This is a genomic window from Geomonas oryzisoli, from assembly GCF_018986915.1.
GTDB lineage: Bacteria > Desulfobacterota > Desulfuromonadia > Geobacterales > Geobacteraceae > Geomonas > Geomonas oryzisoli.
In genome coordinates this window covers 4343627-4358875 of sequence record NZ_CP076723.1, presented here as the reverse complement: position 1 = coordinate 4358875, position 15249 = coordinate 4343627, and the positions used below count along the sequence as shown (strand labels likewise).

The following is a 15249-nucleotide window of genomic DNA, read 5'->3' as shown; positions in this document are numbered from 1 at the left end:
ACGTTCCCCCCTTGTCAAAGGGGGAGCAGGGGGGATTTTGCCTTGCTCCCACCCCCCAACCATTGCGCCCAGAGTCCGACCCGGTAGAATAATTGGCGTTGTTTAATCTTTAACTCCGGATCTCATCCAGCTGTCCCCTGGGTCGCACGCGGTAATAGCGGCGCAGCGAGGAGGTGTCACATGGCGGCACGACTCGGCGAGATGTTGTTGAAGGTAGGAGCGTTGAACGCAGCCCAACTGGAACAGGTGCTGAACGCCCAGGCCATCTACGGCGGCAGGCTCGGGACCAACCTGGTCGAGATGGGGCTGGTGGAAGAGGACCAGCTGGCTCGGGTTCTGAGCGAGCAGCTCGGCGTCCCCTGCGTGGATCACGACCTGCTCGCCGAGATCCCCCAAAGCCTGCTGGGGTTGCTGCCGCTGGAGCTGGTGGAGCGCTTCCGGGTGCTGCCGGTTTCCCTGGACGGCAAACGCCTGGTGATAGCTATGGCCGACCCCTCCGATTTCAAGGCGATCGACGAGATCGGGTTCATCACGGGGCTGGTGATCATCCCGCGCGTCTGCTCCGAGTTGCGCTTGAACATCGCCTTGGAGTGCAGCTACGGCATCAAGCGCCCGATGCGCTACATCCCGGTGCAGGGCGGCATCCGCTCCAGGTTCGCCCCCCCGGACCAGCAGCCGGCGGTGCTGGAAGCGCCGTGGGGAGGCGGCGGGGACGATTCCTGCACGCCGGAGCGGATCTCCTTACCCGAGTTGGCCGAGCGGCTGGCGGCGGCCCCCTCCGAGCCGGAAGCGGTCCAGGCGCTGCTTGCCTACGTGGCCGGTGAATTTGACCGCGGCGCCCTGGTCCGGTTGAAGAACGGCCAAATGGTCGGCGTCCAGGCGGTAGCGGCGGGCGAACAGGTGCCGGGATTCAGCGGCTGCGCCCTCTCCCTGGAAGAGGCGCCCCAATTGCTGCGCGTGGTGCAGGAGCGCGATATGTTCCTCGGCGAAGTCAGCGCCGGAGCGGAAGGGGAGCTATTGCAGGCGATGGGGGGCGAACTGCCGGCCCCGGCGCTCATGGTCCCGTTGAAGCTCGGCGGGCAGGTCGCGGCGGTGATCTGCGCTCACGACAGCCACGGGCGGCTCGGGGGTGGGGCCTTCGAGCTGCAGCGCGTCGCCGTGATGGCCGAGCTGAGCCTGGAGATGATCGCGCTGCGCAGGAGGCTAGTCTCCGTCTAGGCTCCGACTTTCCTGCTCTCCCCCTCCCTTGACGGGAGGGGGCAGGGGGGTGGGTGAACCTGCCATTAGCACCAATGTCCGCAGCTACCCCCACCCCCTAACCCCCTCCCGCAAGGGGAGGGGGGACTTGTGTGACTCAACGATCAATAACGAAAAAAGGCGCCCGCGATAAACGCGGGCGCCTTTTTGTTTGTGAAAGCGGGAAGTTCGCCCTAGAGGGCCTTGAAGCACTTGGCCGCGGCGGCGATGGTCTTCTCAAGGTCCTTCTCGGTGTGGGACGCGCCCACGAAGGCGGTCTCGAACTGCGAGCAGGCGAGGTAGACCCCCTCCTCGAGCATGCCGCGGAAGTAGGTGGCGAACGCTTTGGTGTCGCACTTGGCGGCGCTGTCCCAGTTGTACACCGGCTCCTTGGAGAAGAAGCCGCAGAACATGGAGCCGACGCGGGTGGAGTAGAGCGGGAAGCCGGCATCCTTCGCCGCCTTGGCGATCCCCTCCGCCACGAACTTGCTCTTCTCTTCCAGCTTCTCGTAGAAACCCGGCTCCTGGAGCAGTTTCAGGGTCTCGATGCCGGCGGTCATCGCCAGCGGGTTGCCGGAGAGGGTGCCCGCCTGGTACACGCCGCCCGCCGGAGAGAGCTGCGACATGATTTCCTTCTTGCCGCCGAAGGCGCCCACCGGCAGGCCGCCGCCGATGATCTTGCCCAGCGTGGTGAGGTCCGGGGTGATGCCGAAGCGCTCCTGCGCCCCGCCGTAGGCGACCCTGAAGCCGGACATGACCTCGTCGAAGATCAGTACGATCCCTTCCTCGGTGCAGATTTCCCTCAGTCCTTCCAGGAACCCTTCCTGCGGGGGCACGGTACCCATGTTGCCCGCCACCGGCTCGACGATGACGCAGGCGATGGTCCCCTTGTTGGCGGCCACCAGCGCGCGCACCGAGTCGAGGTCGTTGTAGGTCGCGGTCAGGGTGTGCTTGGCGAGATCGGCCGGGACACCAGGGGAGTCGGGCACGCCGAAGGTGGCCAGACCGGAGCCGGCCTTGACCAGCAGGGAGTCGGAGTGGCCGTGGTAGCAGCCGGAGAACTTGAGGATGTTGTCACGCCCGGTGTAGCCGCGGGAAAGGCGGATCGCGCTCATGGTCGCCTCGGTCCCGGAGCTCACCATGCGCACCATTTCGATGGAGGGGACCGCCTTGATCACCATCTCGGCCAGGGTGATTTCCAGTTCGGTCGGCGCGCCGAAGGAGGCGCCGCTCTCGGCGGCCTTCTTGATCGCCTCGACCACCTTCGGATGGCAGTGGCCCACGATCATCGGGCCCCAGGAACCCACGTAGTCGATGTAACCGTTGCCGTCCTCGTCGAAAATCATGGGGCCGGCAGCGCTCTTTATGAACAGCGGATCGGAGCCTACCGAGCGGAAGGCACGCACGGGGGAGTTCACCCCGCCGGGGATGGATTTGAGCGCCTGCTGAAAGAGTTGCGACGAACGGCTGTTTTGCATGACTGGGTTCTCCTAACTGGCTGGAAATTATTAACTATCGGGCTCTCTGGTAGCATAGCCGCGGATAATCTGTCAAGGATTAAAAGATTTTCTCGTATACGGCCGGAGGGGGTGGATGAGGCGGAAGCGGGGGGAAGGCCTAAGGGTGTAATACAATTTGAGAAAAAGTATACGTGGTTCTGTAAACGATTAGGGTGTAACTGGATAATTTCTGCTTGACAAAGATGGTGAAATGAAATAATTTTCGGTCGCAATGTTGTATACAGTATACTTTTTCGAAGGCGCAGCGCTTGCTAAGTATCGGAAGCAGCGGGGCTTGTTGGTCGAGAAGCGTGCAGTATACGGCATTTGCGCGCGTTTTGAAAGAAATTAACAACAAACCTGGTGGTACGGGAGGATAAGGGATGCTTGGTGCATATCTGCCAATCTTGGTGCTGGTCGTCATAGCGTGCTTGTTCGGTCTGGGGTCGGTGATCTTTTCATCGCTCATCGGTCAGAAGAAGCCGTCTCAGGTAAAGCTTGCACCTTACGAGTGCGGTTGCGAGCCGGTGGGCAGCGCACGCGAGCGCTTCTCGATCAAGTTCTACCTGATCGCGATGCTCTTCATCCTGTTCGATATCGAGGCCGTCTTCATGTACCCCTGGGCCGTCCTCTTCAAGCGCCTGGGCATGTTCGGCCTGGTCGAGATGGGTCTCTTCATCGTCATACTCTTCGTAGGCTACATCTACGTTTGGAAAAAAGGAGCACTGGAATGGGAGTAAATCAGCCGCTGGGCGACAACATCATCACGACTTCCCTGGACAGCCTGGTTAACTGGGCCCGGAAGTCCTCCATCTGGCCGATGACCTTTGGTCTTGCCTGCTGCGCGATCGAGATGATGGCGACCGGTGCGGCCAAGCACGACCTGGACCGTTTCGGTATCATCTTCCGCGCCTCCCCGCGCCAGGCGGACTGCATCATCATCGCCGGCACCGTGACCAAGAAGATGCTCCCGGTCATCAAGACCGTGTACGAGCAGATGCCGGAACCGAAGTGGGTCGTCGCCATGGGCGCCTGCGCCTGCTCGGGCGGCATCTTCGACACCTACTCCGTCGTGCAGGGCATCGACGAGGCTCTCCCGGTCGACGTCTACATCCCGGGCTGCCCGCCGCGGCCTGAGGCGCTTCTCTACGGCCTCATGAAGCTCCAGGACAAGATCGCCAACGAGAAGAACTCCTTCGGTTCCTCCATTGGCTTGGGCGAAAGACTCGAACCCGCCGCTTAATCTACAACGACCAAAGGGAAAGGTAAGGCTGACATGGCAGAAAATAATCGCGCTGTAGTGAAGCTGAAGGAGCGTTTCGCGGATGCCCTGCTCGAATACAAGGAGCATCGCGGCGAGGTGACGGTGACCGTGAAGAAGGAGAGCATCCTCGAGGTACTGAAGTGCCTTAGGGACGACCTGCGCTACAACTTCTTGTCCGACGTTACCGCCGTCGACTATCTGGGTCAGGAGCCGCGTTTCATGGTGGTCTACCACCTCCTCTCCATCCCCAACAAGGACCGCGTCAGGGTCAAGGCGCCGGTGACCGAGGCGGACTGCTCCATCGATTCCGCCACCGCCCTGTGGAACTCCGCCAACTGGCTGGAGCGCGAGGCGTACGACCTGTTCGGCATCAACTTCAAGAACCACCCGAACCTGGTGCGCATCTTGATGACCGACGACTGGGTCGGGCACCCGCTCCGGAAGGACTACCCGCTCCAGGGACCCGACCGCGAGCCGTACAAAGGGCGTCTGTCGTAAGACGGATCCAGTTCGAAACCAGGGACGATTTCCATTTCCAAAAAATAGAGGCGATCAATGGCTAGCGAAATAATGACTTTGAACATGGGGCCCCAGCACCCCAGTACCCACGGCGTTCTCAGGCTCGTAGTAGAGCTGGACGGCGAGGTGATTCAGAAGATCACCCCTCACATCGGTTACCTGCACCGGGGCATCGAGAAGCTCTCCGAGCACCGTACCTATCACCAGACCCTGCCCCTCACGGACCGCATGGACTACCTGGCCCCGATGCACAACAACCTGGGCTACGTGCTGGCCGTTGAGAAGCTTTTGGGCCTCGACGTCCCCGAGCGCGCGAAACTCGTGCGCGTGATCATGGCCGAGCTCACCCGTCTTAAGAGCCACCTGGTCTGGATCGCCTGCCACGCCCTCGACATCGGCGCCATGACCGTGTTCCTCTACGCCTTCCGTGAGCGCGAGCTGGTGATGGACCTCTACGAGATGGTCTCCGGCGCCAGGATGACCTCCAACTACTTCCGCGTGGGCGGCCTGTCCCGCGACCTCCCGGCCGGCTTCGAGCAGAAGGTCCAGGAGATCGTCGACACCTTCCCGGGTCACTTCGACACCTACGAGGGGCTGCTCACCAAGAACACCATCTGGCTGCAGAGGACCATCGGCAACGGTGTCATCTCCGCGGAAGACGCCATCGACTTCGGCATCTCCGGCCCGGCCCTCAGGGGCTCCGGCGTCGACTTCGACCTCAGGCGCGACCTCCCCTACTCCGGCTACGAGGACTTCGAGTTCAAGGTGCCGGTCGGCGAGAACTGCGACACCTTCGACCGCTACAAGGTCCGTCTGGTCGAGATGCGCGAATCCGTCAAGATCATCGACCAGGCCCTGAAGAAGCTGAAGCCCGGACCGATCCTGGCCGACGCGCCGCAGGTCTGCTACCCCCCGAAGGAGAGCGTGTACAACTCCATCGAGGGGCTCATCCACCACTTCAAGATCGCTTCCGAGGGCTTCCCGGTCCCCGAGGGCGAGGTATACATGGCAGTCGAGAACCCGAAAGGGGAGCTCGGCTACTACATCGTGTCGGACGGCGGCAACATGCCGTACCGCATGAGGGTCCGCCCGCCGTCATTCGTGAACCTCTCCGCCATTGAGAAGATGGCCAAGGGCTCCATGCTGGCCGACCTGGTTGCAGTCATCGGAACGCTAGACATCGTACTTGGCGAAATTGACCGTTAGTTTTAATCAACAAGTAAAGGAGATGGGGTAAATGTCTAACGCTCCAGCCGAAGAAATTCCGGCCGAAGAAATCGATCTGACCGAGGCCAACGAAGTCATCGACAAGTACCTGAAACTGCCGGGCAATCTTATGCCGGTCCTGCAGGGTATCCAGGACGCCTACGGGTACGTCCCGAAACCGACCATCGATCTGGTGGCCGAGAGGCTGAACGTCTACCCGAGCCAGATCTACGGCGTCCTCACCTTCTACGCCCAGTTCCACCTGAAGCCGCGCGGCCGTTTCATCATCAGGGTCTGCGTCGGTACCGCCTGCCACGTACAGGGGGCGGAGCGCATCACCGAGACCTTCTTCGGGCGCCTCGGGATCGGGCACGCGGAGACCACGCCCGACCTGCGCTACACCTTCGAGAAAGTGGCCTGCCTGGGCGCCTGCGGTATGGCACCGCTGGCCATGGTGAACGACGACACCTTCGGCAAGATGACGGTCCAGAAGGTGGACGAGATCATTGAAACCTACAACGCACGGCCGATGAAGTAGCCGGCAACGTCAATTTCTCTGCAGGGGACCTTTTGTCATGAGCGATAACGCAGGAATCAAAATACTTATCTGTCAGGGTACCGGCGGCATCTCTGCCGGCGCCAAGCAGGTCGAGGCCGAGTTCACCAGGCTGATAGCCGAGAAGGGGATCGTGGCCCAGGTCGGCAAGCGCTGCGACGTCGTCAAGACCGGCTGCCGCGGCCTGTGCGCCAACGACGTTCTCGTTGACGTCATCACCCCTGAATTGGGCAGGGTCACCTACGACTTCGTGGTACCCGAGGACGTTGCGGCGATCCTCGACCAGCACATCGTCAACAACGAAGTCATCGAGAAGAAGAAGGCGAAAGCCTACTACAACACCTTCGTCGATCAGCAGATGCGTGTGGTTATGACCGGCTGCGGCCAGATCGACCCCGAGCGCATCGACGCCTTCCTCGAAGAGGACGGCTTCAAGGCCATCGAGAAGTGCGTCAAAGAGATGAAGCCGTCGGAAGTCATCGACGAAGTGAAGAAATCCGGGCTCCGTGGCCGTGGGGGCGGGGGCTTCCCGACCGGCATGAAGTGGAGCTTCTGCGCCGCTTCCCCGGGCAACCACAAGTACCTCATCTGCAACGCCGACGAGGGCGACCCGGGCGCGTTCATGGACCGCTCCATCCTCGAAGGCGACCCGTACTGCGTCATCGAGGGCATGATGATCGCGGCCTACGCCATCGGCTGCGACGCCGGCTACGTCTACGTCCGCGCCGAGTACCCGCTGGCCATCGACCGTCTCCAGAAGGCGCTCGACACCTGCTACGAGAAGGGGTACCTGGGTAAGAACATCCAGGGCTGGGGCTTCGACTTCGACATGAGGATCAAGAAGGGCGCCGGCGCGTTCGTCTGCGGCGAGGAAACCGCCCTCATGGCCTCCATCGAAGGCGAGCGCGGCATGCCGCGTCCCCGTCCGCCGTTCCCGGCGGTCAAGGGCCTCTGGGGCTTCCCGACCAACATCAACAACGTCGAAACCTTCGCCAACGTGCGCCACATCATCAACAAGGGCGCCGACTGGTACGCATCCTTGGGCACCGACACCACCAAGGGGACCAAGATCTTCGCGGTCACCGGCAAGGTGAAGCACACCGGTCTGGTCGAGGTTCCGGCCGGTATGTCCGTACGCGACGTTATCTACTCGGTCTGCGGCGGCATCGCCAACAACCGCAAATTCAAGGCCGTTCAGGCCGGCGGCCCCTCCGGCGGCTGCATCCCGGCCGAGGTGCTCGACACCCCGGTCGACTACGACTCGCTGATCAAGGCGGGCGCCATGATGGGTTCCGGCGGTCTGGTCGTCATGGACGAGACCACCTGCATGGTCGACGTGGCCCGCTTCTTCCTGACCTTCACCAAGATGGAGTCCTGCGGCAAGTGCGTTCCCTGCCGTATCGGCCTGAAGGCGATGCTCGACATCCTGGAGAGGATCACCGAAGGTCGCGGCGAGATGGCCGACATCGACACCCTGCTGGAGATGGGTGCCACCATCAAGAAGGCATCCTTGTGCGGTCTGGGGCAGACGGCCCCGAACCCGATCCTCTCCACCGTGAAGTACTTCCGTCACGAGTACGAGGCGCACATCCAGGACAAGCGCTGCCCCTCCAACTCCTGCAAAGAGCTGCTCCTGTGGCAGGTGGTCCCCGAGAAGTGCGTCAAGTGCGGCGCGTGTCTGAGGGCCTGCCCGTCCAACGCGATCAAGTGGGAGAAGGGCGAGGTCGCCGAGCTGATCAAGGAAAACTGCACCAAGTGCAAGTCCTGCTACGACGCCTGCCGCTTCATGGCCATTGAGTAAAGCGGTTCAACGTTCAAGGTTCGACGTTAAAACCGTCACCGCTGGACGCATGACTGCAAGTAGCTAGCACCCGAAACTTGAAGGGGAACGTTGAACGTTGAACGTTGAACGGATTCTATGGAGACAGAGGTCGAGATGGTAAATCTTACGATAAACGGAAAACAGGTTGCGGTAGAGAAAGACGCCACCATTTACGACGCCGCCAAGGCTTGTGGCATCAAGATACCGATCCTTTGTCACGACAAGAAGCTGCACCCGTTCGGCGGCTGCCGCATGTGCCTGGTCGAGGTCGAGCAGATGAAAGGCCGCCTCATCCCGGCCTGCACCACCCCGGTCACCGAGGGTATGATCGTGCAGACCACCACCGACGAGATCGTCAAGGCCAGGAAACTGGTGCTGGAGCTTCTGCTCCTCAAGCACCCGATCGACTGCCCGGTCTGCGATGCCGCCGGCGACTGCGACCTGCAGAACCTCACCTACGAGTACAAGGTGAACATGAACCGTTTCGTGGACGAGAAGTTCAACCACGAGATCGACTACGAGAACCCGCTCATCGAGCGCGACATGAACCGCTGCATCCACTGCGGCAAGTGCGCGAGGATCTGCGACGAGATCGTGTCCTACGGTGCCTACACCTTCATCAACCGCGGTATCGAGGCGAAGATGGGTACCGAGTTCGACGGGCCGCTCAACTGCGAGTTCTGCGGTTCCTGCGTCTCGGTCTGCCCGGTCGGCGCCCTCAACTCCCGCCCGTTCAAGTTCAAGGCCCGCTGGTGGGCGCTGCAGAAGACCAAGAGCGTATGCTCCTACTGCGGCACCGGCTGCCAGCTGACCCTGGGCACCAAGGACGGCAAGGTGCTCACCACCATCTACGACGAGAACCAGGGCTTCCATAACGGCCAGCTCTGCACCCGCGGCCGCTTCGGTTACCAGTTCGTCAACTCCGACAAGCGCCTCACCGCGCCGCTCATCCGCAAGAACGGCAAGCTCCAGGAAGCCACCTGGGAAGAGGCACTCGCCGAAGTGACCTCCAGGCTCGCAGCAGGCAAGAGCGATCCGGCTTCGGTCGCAGCGCTTGCCACCCCGCGCCTGACCAACGAGGAGCTCTTCCTGTTCGGTAAGCTCTTCCGCGGCACCGTCGGCACCGACAACATCGACCACTCCGCCGGTTACGCCCACGAGGCGCTGACCAAGGGCGCCGTCGCCTCCTTCGGCGTGGCAGCCTCCCCGGCCGAGATCGCCGACGTGCAGAAATCCAACCTCCTCCTCGTGGTCAAGAGCGACGCCTACGAGACCCACCCGGTCATCGGCTTCGAGATCAACCTCGGCGTGAAGAGGAAAGGGATCGCACTCAGGATCGTCTCCGACAAGAAAGGGAAGCTGACCCGCCTGCCGGGCGCGAAGACCACCGTCCACGCGCCGGGTAACGAGGTCGCCCTCTTCAACGCCCTCTGCAAGTCGGTCATCGACCAGGGCCTCGCAGTAGAAGGCGTGGCCGGCCTCGACGCGCTGAAAGCCGCCGTCGCCGACGCAACCGCCGAGAAGGCAGGTGTCTCCGCCGAGGAGATCGCAGCCATCGCCAAGGAGTTCGCCTCCGCGGAGAAGGCCCTCATCATCCTCCCCATCGGCCAGGGCTACCCCGGCCACAATGCGGCGCTCGCCAACGCGGCAGCGAACCTCGCCATCCTCACCGGCCAGGTCGGCAAGGAAGGCGCGGGCCTCCTCATCATGGGCGAGAAGAACAACAGCCAGGGTGCGGTCGACATGGGCATCTACCCGAAAGGGACCGGCCTGAACGCCGCCGCCATCATCGACGGCTGCGCGAACGGCAACGTGAAGACCCTGTTCGTCGCCGGCGAGAACCCGGTGGTTTCCTACCCGAACCGCGCGAAGGTCGAGAAGGCCCTCGAGAACGTCGAGTTCATGGTGGTCTCCGATCTCTTCCTGACCGAGACCGCGGCTCTGGCCGACGTCGTCCTCCCGGCCTGCTCCTTCGCCGAGAAGAGCGGCACCTTCACCTCGCTGGGCCGCAGGGTCCAGAACGTGAGGAAGGCGATCCCCGCCATCGGCCTCGCCAAGAGCGACTTCGAGATCCTGAACGCGATCTCCCAGGCTCTGGGCGGCGCACGCTACAACAACCAGGGCGAGGTCTTCACCGAGATCGCCGCATCGGTCCCGGCCTACAAGGGCCTCACCCAGGCCGGCCTGAAAGACGAAGGTGCGGTCTACCCGGTGGCGCTCGCCGCCAAGCTGGTCCCGGCGGCGGCGAAGGCTGCGGCACCGGCAGCCGGCAAGCTGGCCCTCGTTACCGGCAGCGCGCTGTACCACTGCGGCACCATGAGCCGCTTCGGCGAAGGCCCCATGTACGTCTGCCCGGATGCCTACGCCGAACTGAACGTCGCCGACGCGGCGGCCCTGAAGGTCGAAGAAGGGGACCAGGTCACCGTGACCTCCGGCACCGGCGCGGTGCAGGTTGTCGCCAAGGTCGGCAAGCGCGTCCCGCAGGGCGTGGTCTTCTCCCCGTATCACTTCGGTGAGGGGAGCGTCAACACCATCACCGACGGTGCGGAAGTCACCTACGTCTCCGTCGCGAAGAAGTAGCCAACAGCTAGAAAATCTATACAAGAGGGGAAGACTATCAGATGGATACGCTAATCTTAGGACTGCCGGTCGCGTACTACATAGCCATGGTTGCCAAAGTGCTCGTAGCCTTTGTCTTCGTGCTCCTTACCGTGGCCTACGCCACCTACGCGGAGCGCAAGATCATCGGGCACATGCAGGTGCGTCTGGGTCCCATGAGGACCGGCTGGCACGGCCTTTTGCAGCCGATCGCGGACGGCGTCAAGCTGTTCTTCAAAGAGGAGATCATTCCGTCGCAGGCGAGCAAGTTCGCCTTCCTGATCGCTCCCCTCGTCGCCCTGATCCCGGCGTTCATCTCTTTCGCGGTCATCCCCTTCGGTGACAGCGTGACCATCGGCGGCTACACCGTACCGCTGCAGATCGCTGCCTACTACGACCAGGCCGGCAAGCAGGTCTTCGACGTCAACGTCGGCGTCCTCTACATCCTGGCCATGGCATCCCTGGGCGTCTACGGCATCGTGCTCGCCGGCTGGGCCTCCAACTCCAAGTACTCGCTCCTGGGCGGCCTTCGCTCCGCGGCGCAGATGATCTCCTACGAGCTCGCCGCAGGCCTTGCCATCATCTCGGTGTTCATGCTCTCCGAGAGCCTCTCCCTGCACAAGATCGTAGCCGATCAGGCAGGCGGCGCATGGTACGCCTTCAAGCAGCCGCTGGCCTTCGTGATCTTCTTCATCTGCTCGCTGGCCGAGATCAACAGGACCCCGTTCGACCTTCCCGAGGCCGAGACGGAGCTGGTCTCCGGCTTCTGCACCGAATACTCCTCCATGAAGTACGCGATGTTCTTCATGGCAGAATACGCCAACATGATCACCGTCTGCGCCGTCACCACCACCCTGTTCCTGGGCGGCTGGCACGGCCCGGCGTTCCTCCCCGGCTGGTTCTGGTTCATTGCCAAGGTGTACTTCCTGATCTTCGTCTGCATGTGGGTCAGGGCCACCTACCCGCGTTACCGCTACGACCAGCTCATGCGTCTGGGCTGGAAGGTGTTCCTGCCGCTCACCCTGGTCAACGTGATGGCGACCGGCCTGTGGGTCATGTTCATCAGCAAGTAGAGAAAGAGTCAAGCTACACAACTTCTAGGCGAGGTGCCGCAAATGATAATGCCGCTCATCAAAGGTCTTCAGATCACCATTTCACATATGTTCAAGAAGCCGGTCACCCTGCAGTACCCGACCGAGCGTCCTGACGTAAAGCCAGGCTTCCGCGGACTGCACGCGCTCAACGTGTCCCACGACAAGGCGAAGTGCGTTGCGTGCTACCTCTGCCCCACCGTCTGCCCGGCCAAGTGCATCACCGTCGAGGCCGGCGAGGACGCCAACCACGACAAGTACGCTGCGAAATACGAAATCGACATGCTGCGCTGCATCTTCTGCGGCTACTGTGTGGAAGCGTGCCCGGTTGACGCGATTCGGATGACCGAACAGTTCGAACTCGCCAACTACACGCGCGCCGACTTCACCTACACCAAAGACAGACTCTTAGAAAAGAAATAAAGGAGCAGCAATGGAATCGATCTTCTTTCTCGTCGTGGCTGCGGTGGCCGTTATTTCCAGCATACTCGTGGTCACCTGCAAAAACCCGATCAACAGCGCGCTGTCGCTGGTGATGACCTTCTTCTGCCTGGCGACCTTCTACGTCATGCTGGACGCCCCCTTCATGGCGGCCACCCAGGTGATCGTGTACGCCGGCGCCATCATGGTCTTGATCATCTTCGTGATCATGCTGCTGAACGTGAGGGTTGAGACCGTCAAGCGCGGCACCCACGCGGTGATCGCCGGAAGCGCCATCGGCCTGTTCGTTCTCTTCCAGACCATCTGGTTCCTGATGAAAGGTTCCATGACCGGCAAGGTGGGTGAGATGACCAAGGAGCAGATCGTGAGTGTCGGCCACGTCGAGCTGATCGGCAAGGCGCTCTTCACCGACTTCCTGCTGCCGTTCGAAGTCACCTCGGTGCTGCTCTTAGCCGCGATCGTCGGCGCCGTCATCCTGGCCAAAAAGAAAATTTAACGCTACGAGGGGAACAGACATGCTAGCGATCGAAAATTACCTGATAGTTTCGGCCATACTCTTCGCCATCGGGACCATCGGCGTCCTGACCAAGAGAAACGCCATCGTCATCTTCATGTGCATCGAGATGATGCTGAACGCGGTGAACCTGACCTTCATCGCCTTCTCCAGGCACCTGGGCAACATCGACGGACAGGTCTTCGTCTTCTTCGTCATGACCGTGGCCGCCGCAGAGGCAGCCGTAGGTCTCGCGCTGATGATCGCCTTCTTCAAGAACCGCGAGTCCATCGACGTCGAGGACGTCAACCTGCTCAAGCTCTAACACCCGGTGAACCCGTTCAACGTTCGACGTTCAACGTTAAGAGCGCAAGCGCGGGGACGCAAGGAGTTGGGTTTGAGTCGGGTTTAAACCTAGAACGTTGAACGTTGAACGTTGAACGGCATTCAGATTTTTAGAACTGATTTTTCAGATAAAAAGGAGTCAGGGATGTTTGATTTAGTATGGTTGATCCCACTGTGCCCTCTCATCGGCTCGGTCATCAACGGCCTACTCGGCAAGAAGATAAAGAACGAGACGGTCATCGGCGGTATCGCCGCCGGTAGCGTGTTCGCCTCCTTCATGGTCGCCTGCGGGATCCTGTTCCAGCTCCTGAGTCTGCCGGGCGAGGAGCGGGTGTTCCAGAAGACCATCTTCACCTGGATCCAGTGCGGTCCGTTCAAAGCCGACATCGGCTTCCTGATCGACCCGCTGTCCGCCACCATGCTGATGATCGTAACGGGGATCGGTTTCCTGATCCACCTCTACTCCATCGGCTACATGCACGGTGAGGAAGGGTTCTACCGCTACTTCTGCTACCTGAACCTCTTTACCTTCTCCATGCTCTGCCTGGTGTCGGGCAACAACCTGCTCCTCATGTTCATCGGTTGGGAGGGCGTCGGTCTGTGCTCCTACCTGTTGATCGGCTACTACTTCCACAAGAAGAGCGCCGGCGATGCGGGCAAGAAGGCGTTCGTGATGAACAGGGTCGGCGACTTCGGTTTCCTCCTCGGTCTCTTCACCCTCTTCTACTACCTGGGTCACAACCACAACGTCTGGACCATCAACTTCGTGGAGCTCGCCAAGAACGCCGACCTCCTGGTCCCGGGCGCCGTGGTCACCACCGTCTGTCTCTGCTTCTTCCTGGGCGCCACCGGTAAGTCCGCCCAGATTCCGCTGTACACCTGGCTGCCGGACGCGATGGAAGGCCCGACTCCGGTCTCCGCGCTCATCCACGCCGCCACCATGGTTACCGCAGGCGTCTACATGATCGCCCGCATGAACTTCATCTACATCAAGAGCCCGACCGCTCTCCTGGTAGTCGCCTGCGTCGGCGCCGCCACCGCCCTCTTCGCGGCGACCATCGGCACCGCCCAGAACGACATCAAGCGCGTCCTCGCATATTCCACCGTTTCCCAGCTCGGCTACATGTTCCTGGCCATGGGTGTCGGCGCCTTCACCGCCGGCGTGTTCCACCTGATGACCCACGCCTTCTTCAAGGCCTGCCTGTTCCTCGGTTCCGGCTCGGTCATCCACGCCATGCACCACGCGCTGCACCACGAGCACTCCGAAGCGGACCCGCAAGACATGAGGAACATGGGTGGGCTTCGCAAGAAGATGCCGGTTACTTTCTGGACCTTCCTCTTCGCCACCATCGCCATCGCAGGTATCCCGGGCTTCGCCGGCTTCTTCTCCAAGGACGAGATCCTCTGGCAGGCGTTCGCCAACCCGCACCACCATGCCGTCAACTACGTCCTCTGGGGCGCAGGCGCCGTGGCCGCAGGCCTCACCGCATTCTACATGTTCCGCCTGGTCTTCATGACCTTCTTCGGTCCGACCCGTCTCTCCGACAAGGCCTACCACCACCTGCACGAGTCACCGTGGGTCATCACCGTGCCGCTGGTCTGCCTCGCCACCCTCTCCGTGTTCGGCGGCTGGGTCGGCGTGCCCAAGGTGCTCGGTGAAGTGCTGGGTGAAATGCCGAACTACTTCGAGCACTGGCTCGAGCCGGTCTTTGCTTACTCCACCCACTACACCGAGGCGCACGGCGCGCATGGTCTGCACTCCGTCGCCATGGAGTGGGGCCTCATGGGCACCTCTGTCCTGATCGCCTGCGGCGGCATCGCTCTCGCTTACGCGCTCTACATCGTAGCACCGGGCTTCCCCGAGAAGTTCACCTCCACCTTCCCGGCACTGCACCGCGCGGTCTACAACAAGTGGTACGTGGACGAGATTTACGACTTCGCCTTCGTCAACCCCTGCAAGGCTCTCGGCAACTTCCTCTGGAAAGGGTTCGACGTGCTGGTGGTCGACGGTATCGTGAACGGCGTGGCGGCGGTTGTCCGCGGCTTCTCCGGCATCCTGCGCTACGTGCAGACCGGCTTCGTTCACAACTACGCCTTCACCATGGTGTTCGGCGTGGCCCTGATCGTCGCGGTGTACATCTTCCGCTAAGATTCGAGACTTGAGATAATTTTGACCTGT

14 protein-coding genes are annotated in these 15249 nt (G+C 61.6%); 13 read left to right on the top strand and 1 reads right to left on the bottom strand.

Annotated features, from left to right (window positions below):
* The first annotated feature begins 180 nt into the window (after positions 1–180).
* A complete protein-coding gene (locus KP004_RS18940; RefSeq protein WP_216799953.1) occupies positions 181–1218 on the top strand; it encodes a GspE/PulE/PilB domain-containing protein in 1038 nt (345 codons plus the stop codon).
* A gap of 212 nt (positions 1219–1430) precedes the next feature.
* Here the strand turns inward: KP004_RS18940 and hemL are convergent, their stop codons facing one another.
* Positions 1431–2714 carry a glutamate-1-semialdehyde 2,1-aminomutase gene (hemL, locus tag KP004_RS18935; RefSeq protein WP_216799952.1) on the bottom strand — a complete coding sequence of 428 codons (1284 nt, stop codon included), beginning with the start codon at positions 2712–2714 and terminating at the stop codon, positions 1431–1433.
* A gap of 404 nt (positions 2715–3118) precedes the next feature.
* Here hemL and KP004_RS18930 point away from each other — a divergent pair, with 404 nt between their 5' ends.
* From KP004_RS18930 to nuoL, 12 genes are all read left to right on the top strand, one after another.
* Positions 3119–3475, top strand: coding sequence for an NADH-quinone oxidoreductase subunit A (locus KP004_RS18930; protein WP_183343843.1), 357 nt, complete (start codon positions 3119–3121; stop codon positions 3473–3475).
* The gene (locus tag KP004_RS18925) at positions 3466–3978 is read left to right on the top strand and encodes an NADH-quinone oxidoreductase subunit B (protein WP_183343841.1); all 513 of its coding nucleotides are present in this window, start codon (positions 3466–3468) and stop codon (positions 3976–3978) included. Before KP004_RS18930 ends, KP004_RS18925 begins: the two co-directional genes overlap by 10 nt.
* 33 nt (positions 3979–4011) lie before the next feature.
* Positions 4012–4497, top strand: coding sequence for an NADH-quinone oxidoreductase subunit C (locus KP004_RS18920; RefSeq protein WP_216789636.1), 486 nt, complete (start codon positions 4012–4014; stop codon positions 4495–4497).
* A gap of 57 nt (positions 4498–4554) precedes the next feature.
* Positions 4555–5724, top strand: coding sequence for an NADH dehydrogenase (quinone) subunit D (nuoD, locus tag KP004_RS18915; protein ID WP_216799951.1), 1170 nt, complete (start codon positions 4555–4557; stop codon positions 5722–5724).
* Between the two features lie 31 nt (positions 5725–5755).
* Positions 5756–6262, top strand: coding sequence for an NADH-quinone oxidoreductase subunit NuoE (nuoE, locus tag KP004_RS18910; RefSeq protein ID WP_216799950.1), 507 nt, complete (start codon positions 5756–5758; stop codon positions 6260–6262).
* A gap of 37 nt (positions 6263–6299) precedes the next feature.
* Positions 6300–8081 (top strand): NADH-quinone oxidoreductase subunit NuoF, encoded by a 1782-nt coding sequence (gene nuoF / locus KP004_RS18905; protein ID WP_216799949.1) that lies wholly within the window; start codon positions 6300–6302, stop codon positions 8079–8081.
* 135 nt (positions 8082–8216) lie between these two features.
* On the top strand, positions 8217–10682 hold the full coding sequence (locus KP004_RS18900; RefSeq protein WP_216799948.1) for a molybdopterin-dependent oxidoreductase: 2466 nt from the start codon (positions 8217–8219) through the stop codon (positions 10680–10682).
* Positions 10683–10723: 41 nt separating this feature from the next.
* The gene (nuoH, locus tag KP004_RS18895; protein ID WP_216799947.1) at positions 10724–11773 is read left to right on the top strand and encodes an NADH-quinone oxidoreductase subunit NuoH; all 1050 of its coding nucleotides are present in this window, start codon (positions 10724–10726) and stop codon (positions 11771–11773) included.
* A 42-nt stretch (positions 11774–11815) separates the two neighbouring features.
* Positions 11816–12214, top strand: coding sequence for an NADH-quinone oxidoreductase subunit NuoI (nuoI, locus tag KP004_RS18890; RefSeq protein WP_216799946.1), 399 nt, complete (start codon positions 11816–11818; stop codon positions 12212–12214).
* A gap of 10 nt (positions 12215–12224) precedes the next feature.
* Complete coding sequence (locus KP004_RS18885) at positions 12225–12728, top strand: NADH-quinone oxidoreductase subunit J family protein (RefSeq protein ID WP_183343825.1); 504 nt, start codon at positions 12225–12227, stop codon at positions 12726–12728.
* Between the two features lie 19 nt (positions 12729–12747).
* Positions 12748–13050, top strand: coding sequence for an NADH-quinone oxidoreductase subunit NuoK (gene nuoK, locus KP004_RS18880; RefSeq protein WP_183343823.1), 303 nt, complete (start codon positions 12748–12750; stop codon positions 13048–13050).
* 165 nt (positions 13051–13215) lie between these two features.
* Positions 13216–15219 (top strand): NADH-quinone oxidoreductase subunit L, encoded by a 2004-nt coding sequence (gene nuoL / locus KP004_RS18875; protein ID WP_216799945.1) that lies wholly within the window; start codon positions 13216–13218, stop codon positions 15217–15219.
* Positions 15220–15249: the final 30 nt, after the last annotated feature.

Bases quoted from the DNA above. Each gene is read 5' to 3' on its own strand.
- KP004_RS18940 (WP_216799953.1), top strand. From the start codon at position 181: ATGGCGGCACGACTCGGCGAGATGTTGTTGAAGGTAGGAGCGTTGAAC.
- KP004_RS18920 (WP_216789636.1), top strand. From the start codon at position 4,012: ATGGCAGAAAATAATCGCGCTGTAGTGAAGCTGAAGGAGCGTTTCGCG.
- nuoE (WP_216799950.1), top strand. From the start codon at position 5,756: ATGTCTAACGCTCCAGCCGAAGAAATTCCGGCCGAAGAAATCGATCTG.
- KP004_RS18885 (WP_183343825.1), top strand. From the start codon at position 12,225: ATGGAATCGATCTTCTTTCTCGTCGTGGCTGCGGTGGCCGTTATTTCC.
- nuoD (WP_216799951.1), top strand. From the start codon at position 4,555: ATGGCTAGCGAAATAATGACTTTGAACATGGGGCCCCAGCACCCCAGT.
- KP004_RS18925 (WP_183343841.1), top strand. From the start codon at position 3,466: ATGGGAGTAAATCAGCCGCTGGGCGACAACATCATCACGACTTCCCTG.
- KP004_RS18900 (WP_216799948.1), top strand. From the start codon at position 8,217: ATGGTAAATCTTACGATAAACGGAAAACAGGTTGCGGTAGAGAAAGAC.
- nuoI (WP_216799946.1), top strand. From the start codon at position 11,816: ATGATAATGCCGCTCATCAAAGGTCTTCAGATCACCATTTCACATATG.
- nuoH (WP_216799947.1), top strand. From the start codon at position 10,724: ATGGATACGCTAATCTTAGGACTGCCGGTCGCGTACTACATAGCCATG.
- nuoF (WP_216799949.1), top strand. From the start codon at position 6,300: ATGAGCGATAACGCAGGAATCAAAATACTTATCTGTCAGGGTACCGGC.
- hemL (WP_216799952.1), bottom strand. From the start codon at position 2,714: ATGCAAAACAGCCGTTCGTCGCAACTCTTTCAGCAGGCGCTCAAATCC.
- KP004_RS18930 (WP_183343843.1), top strand. From the start codon at position 3,119: ATGCTTGGTGCATATCTGCCAATCTTGGTGCTGGTCGTCATAGCGTGC.
- nuoL (WP_216799945.1), top strand. From the start codon at position 13,216: ATGTTTGATTTAGTATGGTTGATCCCACTGTGCCCTCTCATCGGCTCG.
- nuoK (WP_183343823.1), top strand. From the start codon at position 12,748: ATGCTAGCGATCGAAAATTACCTGATAGTTTCGGCCATACTCTTCGCC.